General features: G+C 59.1%; 18 protein-coding genes and 1 tRNA gene. 9 read left to right on the top strand and 10 right to left on the bottom strand.

Going from position 1 to position 12,471, the window contains the following annotated elements; genetic code table 11:
• Positions 1 to 98 precede the first annotated feature (98 nt).
• Complete coding sequence (locus L8K08_RS19880) at positions 99 to 491, bottom strand: hypothetical protein (RefSeq protein ID WP_242199519.1); 393 nt, start codon at positions 489 to 491, stop codon at positions 99 to 101.
• 61 nt (positions 492 to 552) lie between these two features.
• Here L8K08_RS19880 and L8K08_RS19875 point away from each other — a divergent pair, with 61 nt between their 5' ends.
• The gene (locus L8K08_RS19875) at positions 553 to 2,694 is read left to right on the top strand and encodes a DNA cytosine methyltransferase (protein ID WP_242199517.1); all 2,142 of its coding nucleotides are present in this window, start codon (positions 553 to 555) and stop codon (positions 2,692 to 2,694) included.
• A 379-nt stretch (positions 2,695 to 3,073) separates the two neighbouring features.
• Here L8K08_RS19875 and L8K08_RS19865 read toward each other — a convergent pair whose 3' ends face one another.
• The gene (locus L8K08_RS19865) at positions 3,074 to 3,388 is read right to left on the bottom strand and encodes a hypothetical protein (protein ID WP_242199513.1); all 315 of its coding nucleotides are present in this window, start codon (positions 3,386 to 3,388) and stop codon (positions 3,074 to 3,076) included.
• A 151-nt stretch (positions 3,389 to 3,539) separates the two neighbouring features.
• Between L8K08_RS19865 and L8K08_RS19860 the strand changes: the two genes are divergently transcribed.
• Genes L8K08_RS19860 through L8K08_RS19830 form a run of 7 tightly spaced genes read left to right on the top strand, consistent with a single transcriptional unit; the run spans position 3,540 to position 6,759 of the window.
• Positions 3,540 to 3,788: a hypothetical protein gene (locus L8K08_RS19860; protein ID WP_242199511.1), complete on the top strand. Its 249-nt coding sequence runs from the start codon at positions 3,540 to 3,542 to the stop codon at positions 3,786 to 3,788.
• Positions 3,789 to 3,837: 49 nt separating this feature from the next.
• On the top strand, positions 3,838 to 4,083 hold the full coding sequence (locus tag L8K08_RS19855) for a hypothetical protein (protein ID WP_169918285.1): 246 nt from the start codon (positions 3,838 to 3,840) through the stop codon (positions 4,081 to 4,083).
• Positions 4,080 to 4,805, top strand: coding sequence for a hypothetical protein (locus L8K08_RS19850; protein WP_242199509.1), 726 nt, complete (start codon positions 4,080 to 4,082; stop codon positions 4,803 to 4,805). Before L8K08_RS19855 ends, L8K08_RS19850 begins: the two co-directional genes overlap by 4 nt.
• A 49-nt stretch (positions 4,806 to 4,854) precedes the next feature.
• Entirely contained in the window at positions 4,855 to 5,205 is a 351-nt protein-coding gene (locus tag L8K08_RS19845; protein WP_242199507.1) for a hypothetical protein, read from the top strand.
• A gap of 36 nt (positions 5,206 to 5,241) precedes the next feature.
• Positions 5,242 to 5,463 (top strand): hypothetical protein, encoded by a 222-nt coding sequence (locus L8K08_RS19840; RefSeq protein ID WP_242199505.1) that lies wholly within the window; start codon positions 5,242 to 5,244, stop codon positions 5,461 to 5,463.
• 2 nt (positions 5,464 to 5,465) lie between these two features.
• Complete coding sequence (locus L8K08_RS19835; RefSeq protein ID WP_242199503.1) at positions 5,466 to 5,708, top strand: DUF4224 domain-containing protein; 243 nt, start codon at positions 5,466 to 5,468, stop codon at positions 5,706 to 5,708.
• Between the two features lies 1 nt (position 5,709).
• Complete coding sequence (locus L8K08_RS19830; protein WP_242199501.1) at positions 5,710 to 6,759, top strand: tyrosine-type recombinase/integrase; 1,050 nt, start codon at positions 5,710 to 5,712, stop codon at positions 6,757 to 6,759.
• Positions 6,760 to 6,875: 116 nt separating this feature from the next.
• Here L8K08_RS19830 and L8K08_RS19825 read toward each other — a convergent pair.
• Positions 6,876 to 6,966, bottom strand: a tRNA-Ser gene (locus L8K08_RS19825).
• Between the two features lie 152 nt (positions 6,967 to 7,118).
• Here L8K08_RS19825 and L8K08_RS19820 point away from each other — a divergent pair.
• The gene (locus tag L8K08_RS19820) at positions 7,119 to 7,790 is read left to right on the top strand and encodes a Bax inhibitor-1/YccA family protein (RefSeq protein ID WP_060755618.1); all 672 of its coding nucleotides are present in this window, start codon (positions 7,119 to 7,121) and stop codon (positions 7,788 to 7,790) included.
• A 62-nt stretch (positions 7,791 to 7,852) separates the two neighbouring features.
• On the opposite strand, the gene murB is transcribed toward L8K08_RS19820, so the two are convergent.
• Genes murB through L8K08_RS19785 form a run of 7 tightly spaced genes read right to left on the bottom strand, consistent with a single transcriptional unit; the run spans position 7,853 to position 12,374 of the window.
• A complete protein-coding gene (gene murB / locus L8K08_RS19815; RefSeq protein ID WP_242199498.1) occupies positions 7,853 to 8,872 on the bottom strand; it encodes a UDP-N-acetylmuramate dehydrogenase in 1,020 nt (339 codons plus the stop codon).
• Positions 8,869 to 9,333: a low molecular weight protein-tyrosine-phosphatase gene (locus L8K08_RS19810; protein ID WP_242199496.1), complete on the bottom strand. Its 465-nt coding sequence runs from the start codon at positions 9,331 to 9,333 to the stop codon at positions 8,869 to 8,871. The genes murB and L8K08_RS19810 overlap by 4 nt, the downstream gene beginning before the upstream one ends.
• The gene (gene kdsB, locus L8K08_RS19805; RefSeq protein WP_242199494.1) at positions 9,333 to 10,097 is read right to left on the bottom strand and encodes a 3-deoxy-manno-octulosonate cytidylyltransferase; all 765 of its coding nucleotides are present in this window, start codon (positions 10,095 to 10,097) and stop codon (positions 9,333 to 9,335) included. Before kdsB ends, L8K08_RS19810 begins: the two co-directional genes overlap by 1 nt.
• Positions 10,094 to 10,279 carry a Trm112 family protein gene (locus L8K08_RS19800; protein ID WP_003174668.1) on the bottom strand — a complete coding sequence of 62 codons (186 nt, stop codon included), beginning with the start codon at positions 10,277 to 10,279 and terminating at the stop codon, positions 10,094 to 10,096. The genes kdsB and L8K08_RS19800 overlap by 4 nt, the downstream gene beginning before the upstream one ends.
• A 24-nt stretch (positions 10,280 to 10,303) precedes the next feature.
• A complete protein-coding gene (gene lpxK, locus L8K08_RS19795; RefSeq protein ID WP_242199493.1) occupies positions 10,304 to 11,314 on the bottom strand; it encodes a tetraacyldisaccharide 4'-kinase in 1,011 nt (336 codons plus the stop codon).
• Positions 11,314 to 11,742, bottom strand: coding sequence for a biopolymer transporter ExbD (locus tag L8K08_RS19790; RefSeq protein WP_106579831.1), 429 nt, complete (start codon positions 11,740 to 11,742; stop codon positions 11,314 to 11,316). Before L8K08_RS19790 ends, lpxK begins: the two co-directional genes overlap by 1 nt.
• Positions 11,739 to 12,374 carry a MotA/TolQ/ExbB proton channel family protein gene (locus L8K08_RS19785; protein ID WP_106579832.1) on the bottom strand — a complete coding sequence of 212 codons (636 nt, stop codon included), beginning with the start codon at positions 12,372 to 12,374 and terminating at the stop codon, positions 11,739 to 11,741. The genes L8K08_RS19790 and L8K08_RS19785 overlap by 4 nt, the downstream gene beginning before the upstream one ends.
• Positions 12,375 to 12,471 lie beyond the last annotated feature (97 nt).

Raw genomic sequence — 12,471 nt, 5'->3', positions numbered from 1 at the left:
CAGATTATCCGTTGGTGCCTGCATGACTTGTCCCTAATAGCGCTCAAAATGACCCTACCTAATACCCCATATCAACAAATCACGCCAGCCGGCGATGATCAGTTGACGTCCAATATGAGCAACAATCGCATCGCGTCTTCTATCGATTGAATGCTGATTGCCCAATGCTCAGCGTCTTTGTGTGAGTTGTCGGTGAAGCTTTCTGGGAAGAGTGCCTTTGTGGCCGCTATCTGAGTTCGATACCGGTCAACAACTGGCGGCCGCCAATGAAAAAGCAGCCTCTTGCGTGACGGCATGATCGAAAAACACCACGCACCACCTTGGCGAACAGCAACAGAGCGGACTTTTCCCTGCTTAGCCGTACTGCAACTGACACTTTTCAGGCAGGTGAAGGTGCCAACCAGTAACGCGAAAGCCTCCCTGGCGCCGCCAACTCGGATGTACTCGTAAAACTCAGCGATTCGCTCCGAATCGTCTGGACCTTCCAGCATCACGCATTCCTCCAACGTAACCCCCTAAATCACTGTAGCCGTTTAGCGACGAGGCACCTCTATGTCCGCACAACAGAAGAAACACCCCTTCGATTTCAAAACCCAATACGGACTCGGCTTCAACCCTCAGGACGATGAGATCGTTGTCGACTTCTTCTGTGGCGGCGGCGGTGCCGGTACCGGCTTGGAAATGGGCCTGGGCCGCGCTGTGAACGTGGCGAAGAACCACAGCCCGCAAGCGATCAGCATGCACACCATGAACCACCCAGGCGCACAGCACTTCACCACCGACGTGTTCGAGGGTGACCCTGACACCGAGTGCGGCGGCAAGCCTGTCGGCTGGTTCCACATGTCACCGGACTGCACGCACTTTACCCAGGCCTCAGCCGGCCAGCCGCGGAAACGTGAGATCCGCAGCCTGTCGTGGATCGGCCTCAAGTGGGCAGGCATGAAGCGGCCCAGGGTCATCAGCCTGGAGAACGTGAAACAGATCCTGCAATGGGGCCGGTTGATCGCCAAGCGCGACAAGGCGACCGGCCGCGTGGTCAAGCTCGGCGGCGAGATTGCCGCACCTGGTGAGGTGGTCCCTGTGGGCCAGCAATTCCTGATCCCTGACCCGAAACAGCGCGGCAAGACGTGGCGCCGTTTCGTGGCCCTACTCGAAGCTATGGGCTATGTCGTTGAGTGGAAGGTCATCAAGGCCTGCGACTTCGGCGCGCCGACCAGCCGGGAACGCCTGTTCATGATCGCCCGGTGCGACGGCCAGCCGATTGTGTGGCCGGAAGCGACTCACGCAAAGAACCCCGCCAGGGGCCAACAAAAGTGGAAAACGGCCGCTGACTGCATCGACTTCACCGACCTGGGCAAAAGCATCTTCGGTCGCAAGAAGGACCTGGCCCCGGCCACCCTGCGCCGCGTTGCCAAGGGCATGAAGAAATTCGTCATCGATAGCGCGGAGCCGTTCATTGTGCCGATTGCCAACTGGTCCGGCGAGGCAGTGCAGTCAGCCGATGAGCCGCTGCGCACAGTCACTTCCTACCCGAAGGGCGGCGCCTTCTCGGTGGTCAGCCCGATCATCGCACCGGCAACGCACCAGGGCAGCGACCGAATCAACGAACCGCTCGACCCGTTACCGACGGTGACCTGCGCAAACCGCGGCGAGCTGACGCTGATCAGCCCGTTGATGATCGGGGCCGGCGGCCCCGAGTATTCCGGTAAGCCGGTGAGCGTCGACCAGCCGACCGGTACGGTCACGACCCAGAACCACCGCGCGATCGCAGCGGCGCACCTAGTGAAGTTCCGCCTCGATGACGCGAGCAAGGCGCTGGACGAGCCACTGCCGACCATCACCAGCGGTGGCAACTATCAGCGCCCGGCCGGCGCAGCCCACGCCATGGGCATATCCACGGTGTTCATGGCCCAGATGAATGGCGGCTTCAACACCACGGTCGCCAAGAGCACCGAAGAACCGATGACCACGGTGACAAACACCGGCAGCCAGCAGCAGTTGGTCAGCGCGACTTTGATCACGAACACCACGGGCCATGCTCCCAGCGATCTTGCCGGGCCAGTGCCGACGGTGACCACCGGTCAACACCACGCATTGGTTGCAGCAAACCTGGTGCACATGCGCGGCAACTGCGATGCACGGGACGTAAATGATCCACTGCACACCATCACCGCCAGCGGCCAGCACCACGGGTTGGTCAGCGCATTCATGGAGCGGGCATTCGGCGGAAGCATTGGCCAGGGCCAGGAAGAACCGGCGCCGACCATTACAGCCTGCGGCGGTGGCAAGAGCTCGCTGGTGTCGCTCACGTTATCGCCTGAGCACGAAGCCGGTGCCCTTCGCGTCGCCGCCTTCCTGATCAGCTACTACGGTACCGAGAACATCAGCGCATGCGACTCGCCGGCGCCGACGATAACCACCAAGGACCGCTTGGCCATAGTCACCGTGATGGTCAAGGGAACGCCCTATGTGATCGTCGACATCTGCCTGCGGATGCTGAAGCCGTCCGAGCTGTACAAGGCACAGGGCTTTCCCGCCGACTACATCATCAGCCACGGTGCCGATGGTAAGCCGTTCACCAAAACTCAGCAGGTGCACATGTGTGGCAACAGCGTCAGCCCGCCGCCGATGGCCGCGCTGGCACTGGCCAACGATCCATGGCGCGCCGCCGAGAGACAATCCGAAGCAGCATAGGAGTACATCCGTACTCCTCTCGCGAAACCTGCATATTTCAGGAGAGCACCTGCTGACTAATGGCGACTGTCCGAAGCTGCTGGAACAGCCCTGAGGAAATGTCTCCACGCTTCATAGGCGTAATGATGCTTCTGAGCAGACTCCAGCCACTCAGGCCCGGTCATCTGCCCAGCCGACACCAACATCATCATTTTGCTAGTGGCAGCATCGAGTTCTACGAGCAACTCGTGGTATTTGAATCGAACGTCTTCCATCCCGCTTTCCTCAGAGGCTAATCCAAGTGGGACTCATAACGAATCTGATTCATTTTGGATCCAAAAGAGTGACAAGTCAGTCGCTCGAAAGATTCACATCAGTTGATAAGCGGTTGAATTCGAAGCTAGAACGACCTTTGACGTCGCTCTTTTGGGGGAGAAGCAAGGTTGGGTACGGACTGCGAAACTCTCTCGCGAGCAAAATCCAAGCCCCAGACCAGAGCCTGGGACATCGTCTGCCCAGGGCGATCAAGAAAACTATCTTCAAAAATCATCATTCCAGTCTGTCCGTAAATACCAACGAATAACTGGGTCTGATTGGTCTTTGACAGTCGGACTTGGATGTTCAGCAAGATGCCAGATGGAAGTCGCTCATCGTGATTGCGGCAATGCAATTCAGGATCGGCCCAATTCCAGTAGATCTGACCGCGGGTACGCATGGTCCGGCCTCATTAGATGTGTGTCGCTCAAGATTACACCAATGCCGGTGGATAGATACGTATGGCGCCGAAGGTTCCGCACATCCGACCAATGGTCATTAATTAACCCCTCCCCTTCACAGTCAGCCGCTATAGCGGCAAGGACAAAGTCATGCCTGAAGAAAGTGAATCAAGCCTGCGCCAGCGCATCACCACGTACATGAGCGGCGCCGGCGGATCCCGCGATAGCTGGTTCTGCACCTGGTGGTTTCGGTTCCACATCGAGCCATTCACCACCAAGCAGGTCCGCCGCGAACTGGAGCTGATGAAGCGCGAAGGCTTGGTCGAGTCGGACCACGGCCAGAGCAACAACACCAAATGGCGGCTCACCAAATACAAACCTGACGAGGTGACGCCATGATCGCCACCCTCTGGTTCGCCTACGTCTTCATCTACAAGGGGCCGAGGCCATGAATACCTATCGACACACCTTCGCAGCCGTATGCCCTTCCGACGGCGAAACGATCCTCTACCGGCTAGAATTGCGCTCGAGCGCCATGATTCGCGTCGAGCACATCAAGGCGACGACAGCGCTGATCACCAAAGGCTGGCATGAACAGATTGCCGACAGCCTGGCGGAATCCTTGGGCGGCGATCAGACCATTATCGCCACGCACCAGGGAGTCGAAATCGAAACGGTGAGGCTCAGCGGATGAACCACTACCACGGCACGCCGGTTGGCGGTAAGCGCGAGGATGCTGCAAAGTTTCTGGCCGGCCGTCATGCACTGGTGCCGTTTCCACGTCAGGATGACGTGGGAATTGTCGCAGATGTCTGCCAGTCATTCGTGTTCGACAACGGTGCATATTCGATCTGGACCAAGGGCGGAACACTGGATGTCGACGGTTATACCCGATGGGTTGAGCAGTGGCATCGACACCCTGGCTTCGATTGGGCCTTGATCCCTGATGTAATTGACGGCGACGAGACTGCGAATGTTGCGCTCCTGTCAGAATGGCCGAAGGAGTTGCGGGGCGTTCCTGTCTGGCACCTGCACGAATCGCTTGATCGCCTACAGCGCCTTGCTGCTGGCTGGCAGACCGTGGCTATCGGAAGTTCGGGACAATGGTCAAGTCCAGGCACCGGCCAATGGTGGAAGCGAATGGGTGCGGCGATGAATTCCATCTGCGATGAGCATGGCCGCCCATCCTGCAAGCTCCACGGACTGCGCATGCTCGACCCGGCGATATTCCAGCATTTACCCCTGGCCTCTGCAGACTCAACGAACGCTACCGTGAACGGCGGCGGCATCAGCAGGTTCGGCATGTATGCCCCTCCGACCGCCGGCCAGCGCGCCAATGTCATCGCCGATCGCATCGAGTCGCACAACAGTTCCCCGATCTGGCAGCGAGAAACCCAGGCCGAAATGGCGCTGTAACCCCAATCCCCCTACATGCCTGCCGGTGAGCGGCGGGCGAGGTATTCCTATGGGTCACGCACTCGATGGGCGGCCGCTGGCCGTCCGACTGCAAAAACGAATTCAGAAGTTCCAGGGCTGCACTGCGCAGTCCTTGATTATAGACATGACCCTGCACCAGCAGGCGCTCGATGAAATAGAAAGGCTGGCACAGGAGGGCGAGCGCCTACTCAAAGCACTTTCTGCGCTGACCCAGATTGCTGGTGAGTGCGAACAGATCGCCAGCAACTATAGCGGCACCATCGACGGAATCTTTGAGCACGGCGGCGACGATCACGAAGACCCGAGTTGCGCGATATTCCATCGCCTGTACTACGCCATGTTCGACGCTCGAGCCGCAATCAAGAACGCCACGACCTAACCCACCTTCTGCCGCCCAGCGCGGCAAGGACACCCCATGTACGCAACGAAACTCACCCTGCTGATGCTGGGCGCTCTGCTCTACGTGTCAGCCACGGCCTGCTGGTTCTTTTGGATCGGCCCCTGCCTGCTCATGGATGGCGAAACGGCAGATATCCTCGGTGCCTTTGTAGGCACCTGCATCTGGCTGCTAATCACTTGCGGCATGGTCATCCACATCATCAAGACAGCGCGGCCCACCGCGGGCGGCGGGAGGTAGGCATGCAAGCAGAGATCCTGTCGGACGATGAACTCGCCGACCTTACCGGCTACAAGCGTCGATCTGATCAGCGCAAATGGCTTCAGGATCGCAACTGGGTTTTCATCGAGAGTCGCGGCGGCCGGCCGCTGGTTGGCCGGATGTTCGCGCGGATGAAGCTTGGCATGGTTAACGCCGCAATCGCAGATCCAATCCCGCCGTCCACGCGACCGGCTTGGACGCCAGATTTCTCCAGAGTGAACTGATATGCGCCCCCGGAAAACGGAAAACAGGGACTTGCCGCCAGGAATGGTGCGGCGTAAGCGCCCAAGGAAAAATGGCAAGGTCTGGATCGGTTACTACTACCGTGACTCAGCGGGAAAAGAGATCCCGCTTGGAACAGACCTGAGCAAAGCCCGCCTGAAGTGGGCCGAACTGGAGGCCAAAGAAAAGCCGGCCGATCTGACAACGATGAAGGGCATCTTCGACCGATATGTGCGCGACGTCATCCCAAAAAAGGGGGAGCGGACCCAGAAAGACAACCTGGCCGAACTAAAACAGCTGCGTCCCACCTTCGACAGCGCGCCCATCGACTCTATAACTCCCGCCAACATCGCGGGTTATCGCGATGCGCGCTCGGCAAAGGTCAGGGCGAACCGCGAAATCGCCCTACTCTCCCACGTATTCAACATGGCGCGGGAATGGGGGCTGACCGAACGGGAAAACCCATGTCAGGGGATCAGAAAAAACAAGGAGACTCCCCGCGACTATTACGCCAATGCGGTGGTATGGGATGCGGTCTACGGGATGGCAGAGCCTGAGCTCAAGGAAGCGATGGATCTCGGCTATTTGACCGGCCAGCGACCTGCTGACGTGATCATCATGCGCAGCGACGATACAGAGGGGGATTACTTCCTGGTGACGCAGGGCAAGACCGGCCTAAAACTGCGGATCTCGATGCGCACGGAGGTCGGGGAAAACAGCTTAGGGCGGTTGATTAAGGAAATCACAGAGAGGAATGCGCACCACTCTTCAAAATACCTGCTGATCAACAAGCATGGTAAGAGAATGACGAAGGGGATGTTGCGCTTGCGCTGGGACAGAGCGCGTGAGAAGGCGCAACAGAAAGCAATTGATCAGGGAGACCCATTGCTCGCGGCGAAGATAGGCGGGTTTCAGTTTCGTGACATCCGGCCTAAAGCGGCCTCGGAAATCCTCGATATCGGTGATGCAAGCCTACTGCTCGGGCACAGTAAACAGGAGATCACGAAGAGGGTTTACAGGAGGATCGGCGCGACCGCCAAGCCCTCTAAATAAGCGAAGTTTCGGAACTCCTGCCCGAAAGTTTCGGAACGCCTGTTGTTCGCGCCACTTTTCTTCTCAAACCCCGGAAACGCAAAAGCCCCGCTTTTGCGAGGCTTTTGTGTAAATCTTGGCGGGAAACCAGGGATTCGAACCCTGGGAACGCTATTAACGTTCGCCGGTTTTCAAGACCGGTGCATTCAACCACTCTGCCAATTTCCCTTTCGCATCACAGGATTATAGTAGCCCATCCCGTGTCAGCGGGCGCCATAATACCCGAATGAAACACACTGTCAAACTCTCGGCATCGCTTGTTACAGAGCGTCTGTTATGATCTTTGCGACTGAACGTTTCAAAACTGAAGGAGTGTCGCCATGCGCGAACAGAATTACGCAGTGAATGGTAACGCGCAGGCTGAGCAGCTTGAAGTCAGCCGCGTGTTGCGCAATACGTACGGCTTGCTCGCCCTTACCCTCGCATTCAGCGGCGTAATGGCGTATGTAGCGCAGCAAATGCGCGTTGGCTACCCGAACATCTTTGTCGTGTTGATCGGTTTCTACGGTCTGTTTTTCCTGACCAACAAGCTGCGTGACTCGGCCTGGGGTCTGGTGTCGGCGTTTGCCTTGACGGGTTTCATGGGCTTTATCCTCGGCCCGATCCTTAACCGTTACCTCGGCATGGCCGGCGGCGCGGAAGTGGTCAGCTCGGCGTTTGCCATGACGGCCCTGGTCTTTGGTGGTCTGTCGGCCTACGTGCTGATCAGCCGCAAGGACATGAGCTTCCTGGGCGGCTTCATCACCGCTGGCTTCTTCGTGTTGCTGGCAGCAGTGGTCGCAGGCATGTTCTTCCAGATCAGCGGCTTGCAGTTGGCGATCAGCGCAGGGTTTGTGCTGTTCTCCTCTGTATGCATCCTGTTCCAGACCAGCGCCATCATCCACGGCGGTGAGCGCAACTACATCATGGCGACCATCAGCCTGTATGTATCGATCTACAACCTGTTCATCAGCCTGTTGCAGATCTTCGGCATCATGGGCCGTGATGACTGATTACTAGCGCCATAAAAAATGCCCCGCATCGAAAGATGCGGGGCATTTTTGTTTCTAACGGTTCAATACCGATTAGGTTCCATTTCCAGCTCAACCTTGAAGCGTTCAGCAATGTCCTGCTGGATACGCAGCGCCAGGTCGGCAATATCGTGCCCTGTCGCCCCACCATAGTTGACCAGCACCAGTGCCTGCATCTTATGTACGCCCGCATCGCCATCACGAAAGCCCTTCCAGCCGGCCTTATCGATCAGCCAGCCGGCCGCGAGCTTCATCTGCCCGTCAGCTTGCGGGTAAGCCACCAGGTCCGGGTACAGCGCCTGTAGCTCTGCGGCCAGCGCTTGGGACACCAGCGGGTTCTTGAAAAAGCTCCCGGCATTACCCAGCTCGGCCGGGTCCGGCAGTTTTTCCCGGCGAATGCTGCAGATTGCGCGGCTGACGTCGCTGGGCGTCGCCTCGGTGATCCCCTGCCCGGCCAGGCGCTGCTGCACCGGGCCGTAGCCGAGCTTCAGGTGACTGGTGCGACTCAAGGCAAAACGCACGCGCAGAATCAACCAGCGCCCGGTTTGGTGTTTGAACAGGCTGTCGCGGTAAGCGAAGTTGCACTCTTGCAGGCTGAAATCGCGCAGCTCGCCCGTTTGGCGATCCAGAGCGGTCAAGCCGGCAAACACATCCTTGATCTCTACACCATAGGCACCAATGTTCTGCATCGGCGCAGCCCCGACGGTGCCGGGGATCAGGCTGAGGTTTTCCAGACCGCAGAAACCGTGCTCCAGGGTCCACAGTACAAACGGGTGCCACGCTTCGCCCGCCTCAGCTTCGACCACCACCTGCTGCCCATCATCCTGCAACACGCGAATGCCCTGGGTCGCCATGCGCAACACCAATGCTTGAATGTCCTGGGTCAGCAATAAGTTGCTGCCGCCACCGATCACCAGCAGCGGCACTGCGTGCGCAGCCGCGTAAGCCAGGGCTTCGCGGACATCGGCATCACTATGGGCCTCGGCAAACAATTGGGCGCGTACGTCGATGCCAAAGCTGTTGAATGGCTTGAGCGATACCTGCGCAAGCACCTGCAAGGTCATAACCGCCCCTTCAATTCGATTACCAATAAATCACAGGCGCGCTCGATCAGGTCAAGAACCCGTTCAAAGCCTTGTTCACCTTCGTAGTAAGGGTCTGGCACCTCGTCTACTTCAGACTCAAAACGGCGCAGGAACAAGTCCAGCTCCGCTTTACCCTGCCCGGGGTGCAGCGCCTTAAGGTTGCGCAGGTTGCTGTGGTCCATAGCCAGGATCAGGTCATAACGTGCAAAGTCGGCACGCGAGACCTGTTGGGCACGCTGAGCCGACAGATCATACCCGCGCACCAATGCCGCACGCTGGCTACGCTGGTCCGGCGGGTTGCCGACATGCCAATCACCGGTGCCCGCAGACGCCACTTCGACCTGGCCTGCCAAGCCCGCTTCGCGCAGTTTACGGCGCAATACGCCCTCGGCGGTCGGCGAACGGCAGATGTTGCCCAGGCAGACAAACAGAACCTCCATCAGGCCCCCAGCAGGCGACGGACGCGCTCAAGGTCTTCGTGGGTATCGACGCCGGCCGGCGGTGCTTCCAGCGCGTCGCCCACATGGATACGCACGCCGTGCCACAAGGCACGCAGTTGCTCCAGAGACTCGGTGTTTTCCAACCAGCACGGGCCCCAGCTGACAAAGTCATGCAGGAAACCGGCGCGATAGGCATAGATACCGATGTGGCGGCGGTACGGCACGCCCTCCGGCAAGACGTCGCGGCTCCTGGCAAACGCGTCGCGCGCCCAAGGCAGGGTCGCGCGACTGAATGTCAGCGCCAGCCCATTGATGTCGCTGACCACCTTGACCACGTTCGGGTTGAACAGCGTGTCGATGTCTTCGATAGGCTCCGCCAGGGTCGCCATGCGCGCTTCGCCATGGGCAGCCAGGTTGGCGGCGACCTGATCGATCACGCTCGGCGGGATCAATGGCTCGTCGCCCTGCACGTTGACCACAATTGCATCCGCCGCCAAGCCCAGCTGCGTGGCGACTTCGGCCAGGCGGTCGGTGCCGGAATTGTGGTCTTCGCGGGTCAACACCGCTTCGGCGCCAAAACCTTTGCAGGCCTCGATGATGCGCGGGTCATCGGTGGCCACCACGACCCGTTCGGCGCTGCTTTTGCAGGCCTGCTCCCACACCAGCTGGATCATCGGCTTGTTGCCGATCAATTGCAGCGGCTTACCCGGCAAGCGGGTCGATGCATAGCGCGAAGGAATGACAACGGTAAAGGCGGTGGTCATTTATCCAGACGCTCATCGGTGGTCAAGGTACGGGCTTCGCTCTCCAGCATCACCGGGATGCCATCACGGATCGGGTACGCCAGGCCGGCGCCTTTGCTGATCAGCTCGGTTTTGTCGGCGCTGAGCTTGAGCGGGCCTTTGCAGATCGGGCAAGCGAGGATGTCGAGCAGTTTGGTGTCCATGAGCGTTTCCTGGGTAAAAGCGATTTAAGGCAAGAGTCGGGCGGGCAGCAAGCGCATCAGTTGCGTGTCGAACCAGGCGACAAACGCCGGTGACGGCAGCGCATCCACTGCAAGGTACCACCAGTCGGGACGGGCAAAGGCGCGGCACTTCACCGCGTCCTTTTCGGTCATGACCAACGGCAATGCCGGCGTAAAATTCAAGACGTCGGCGCTGTAGGGCGCGTGGTCGGCAAACGCATGCGGTATCGGCCGCCAGTGTAGCGTTTCAAGGGTAGTGAAGAAACGCTGCGGGTTGCCAATACCCGCGACCGCATGGACCTGTTGGCCTACCGGAAAATAATCGGCGGGCTGGCGCTCACCGGTTTTCAAATTGATCAGTGCCGTGGGTTGGAGACGGAAGGCGAAGCCATCCTCGCGATCGGACGCGGCACCGTTATAGAGCAGCGCATCAACGCTCTGCAGGCGCTCGACCGGCTCGCGCAAAGGTCCGGCCGGCAAGCAACGACGGTTGCCGAGGCCACGGGCGGCATCGATCAACACCAGTTCAAGGTCACGGGCCAGGCGGTAATGCTGCAGACCGTCGTCGGAAAGAATCAGGTCAAGCGGCTCGCTGGCCAGCAGCGCTTTCACCGCGCGACTGCGGTCTGGGTCAATCATCAGCGGGACGCCGCTGCGCTGCACGATCAGCAACGGCTCGTCACCGGCCACTTCAGGGCTGTGGCTGGCCTCGACCCGCCACGGCAACTGCGGCGGTTTGGCACCGTAACCGCGACTGACCACCCCTACCCGCAAACCACTGCGCCGGCAGTGATCGATAAGCCACAGAATCAGCGGCGTTTTGCCCGTTCCGCCCACAGTGATATTACCGACCACCACCACCGGTACTGGCGATTGATAGATCGCGCCCTCACCCGCGAGAAAACGCGCACGTTTGCGCTGCACCACACGCCGATACAAAGACTCCAGCGGCCGCAGCAGCGTGAGTGCCGGGTGGCCTTCGTACCAGGCCTTGAGAAAACGATCGGACATGGCCATCAGGGTTGGGCCGCCGCCTCTACGGTGGTCATGCGCAGATGGGTGAAGCCGAGCTTGCCGGCGGCATCCATCGCGGTGATCACGGCTTGATGCTGGGTTTTGCCGTCTGCACTGATCGAAAGCGGCATGTTGGTATCGCCGCCGGATTCTTTCTGCAAGGCGTCCATCAGGCTGGTGAGGTCATTTTTCTCAAGCAATTGGTTATTCACCGAAAACACCCCGTCGGCGCTGATGGCAATATCCAGTTGCTTGGCGTCCTGGTCCTCGGCCGGCGAACCGCTCACCGCTTCCGGCAAGTCGACACGCAGCTGGGTTTGCCGGGTGAACGTGGTGGTGACGACGAAGAACAGCAGCAGGATGAACACCACGTCAATCAGCGACGCGAGGTTGATATCAACGTTTTCCCGTTGCTTGCGGCGAAATTTCACACCCGGCCCTCGACAAAATCGACATCACGATCGCCCTGCACCACTTCCACCAGTTTGATGGCTTCCTGCTCCATGCCTACCACGAGTTCATCGATGCGGCGTTGCAGGAAACGGTGGAAAAACACCGAGGGAATACCGACCATCAGGCCCGCAGCCGTGGTAATCAGGGCTTTGGAGATACCGCCTGCCAATACCGCGGCATTAGTGGTCATGCCTGAGCCCATGAATGAGCTGAAAATATCAATCATGCCCAACACCGTACCCAACAGGCCCAGCAATGGCGCCATGGCCGCGATGGTGCCCAGCGCATTGATATAGCGCTCCATCTCATGGATGACCCGGGCGGCGGCTTCCTCAATGCACTCTTTCATGATCTCGCGACCATGTTTGGAGTTGGCAAGGCCGGCAGCCAGGATTTCACCCAAGGGGGAGTTGGCGCGCAATTCCTTGAGTTTGTCTTTATCCAGTTGTTTGTTTTTGATCCAGCCCCACACCTGCCCCAGCAAATGCTCGGGCGTGATGCGGCTGGCACGCAGGGTCCACAGGCGTTCGGCGACGATGCCGAGTGCGGCGATGGAGCTCAAGATGATCGGCAACATCATCCAGCCGCCGGATTTGACCAATTCCCACACAGTGAATGTCCCCTCGAAAAAGTGCGCCACTTTACCATATAGGTTCGTCAGCGGGGCTCGTCAGCCACCGGCCCGCCCGTCGCGGGCCTGGGTCTTG

The organism is Pseudomonas sp. TREG-RG-20F-10-E-6-01 (assembly GCF_022662455.1).
In the GTDB taxonomy this organism is placed as follows: domain Bacteria; phylum Pseudomonadota; class Gammaproteobacteria; order Pseudomonadales; family Pseudomonadaceae; genus Aquipseudomonas.
This window is presented reverse-complemented; position numbering and strand designations above follow the sequence as displayed.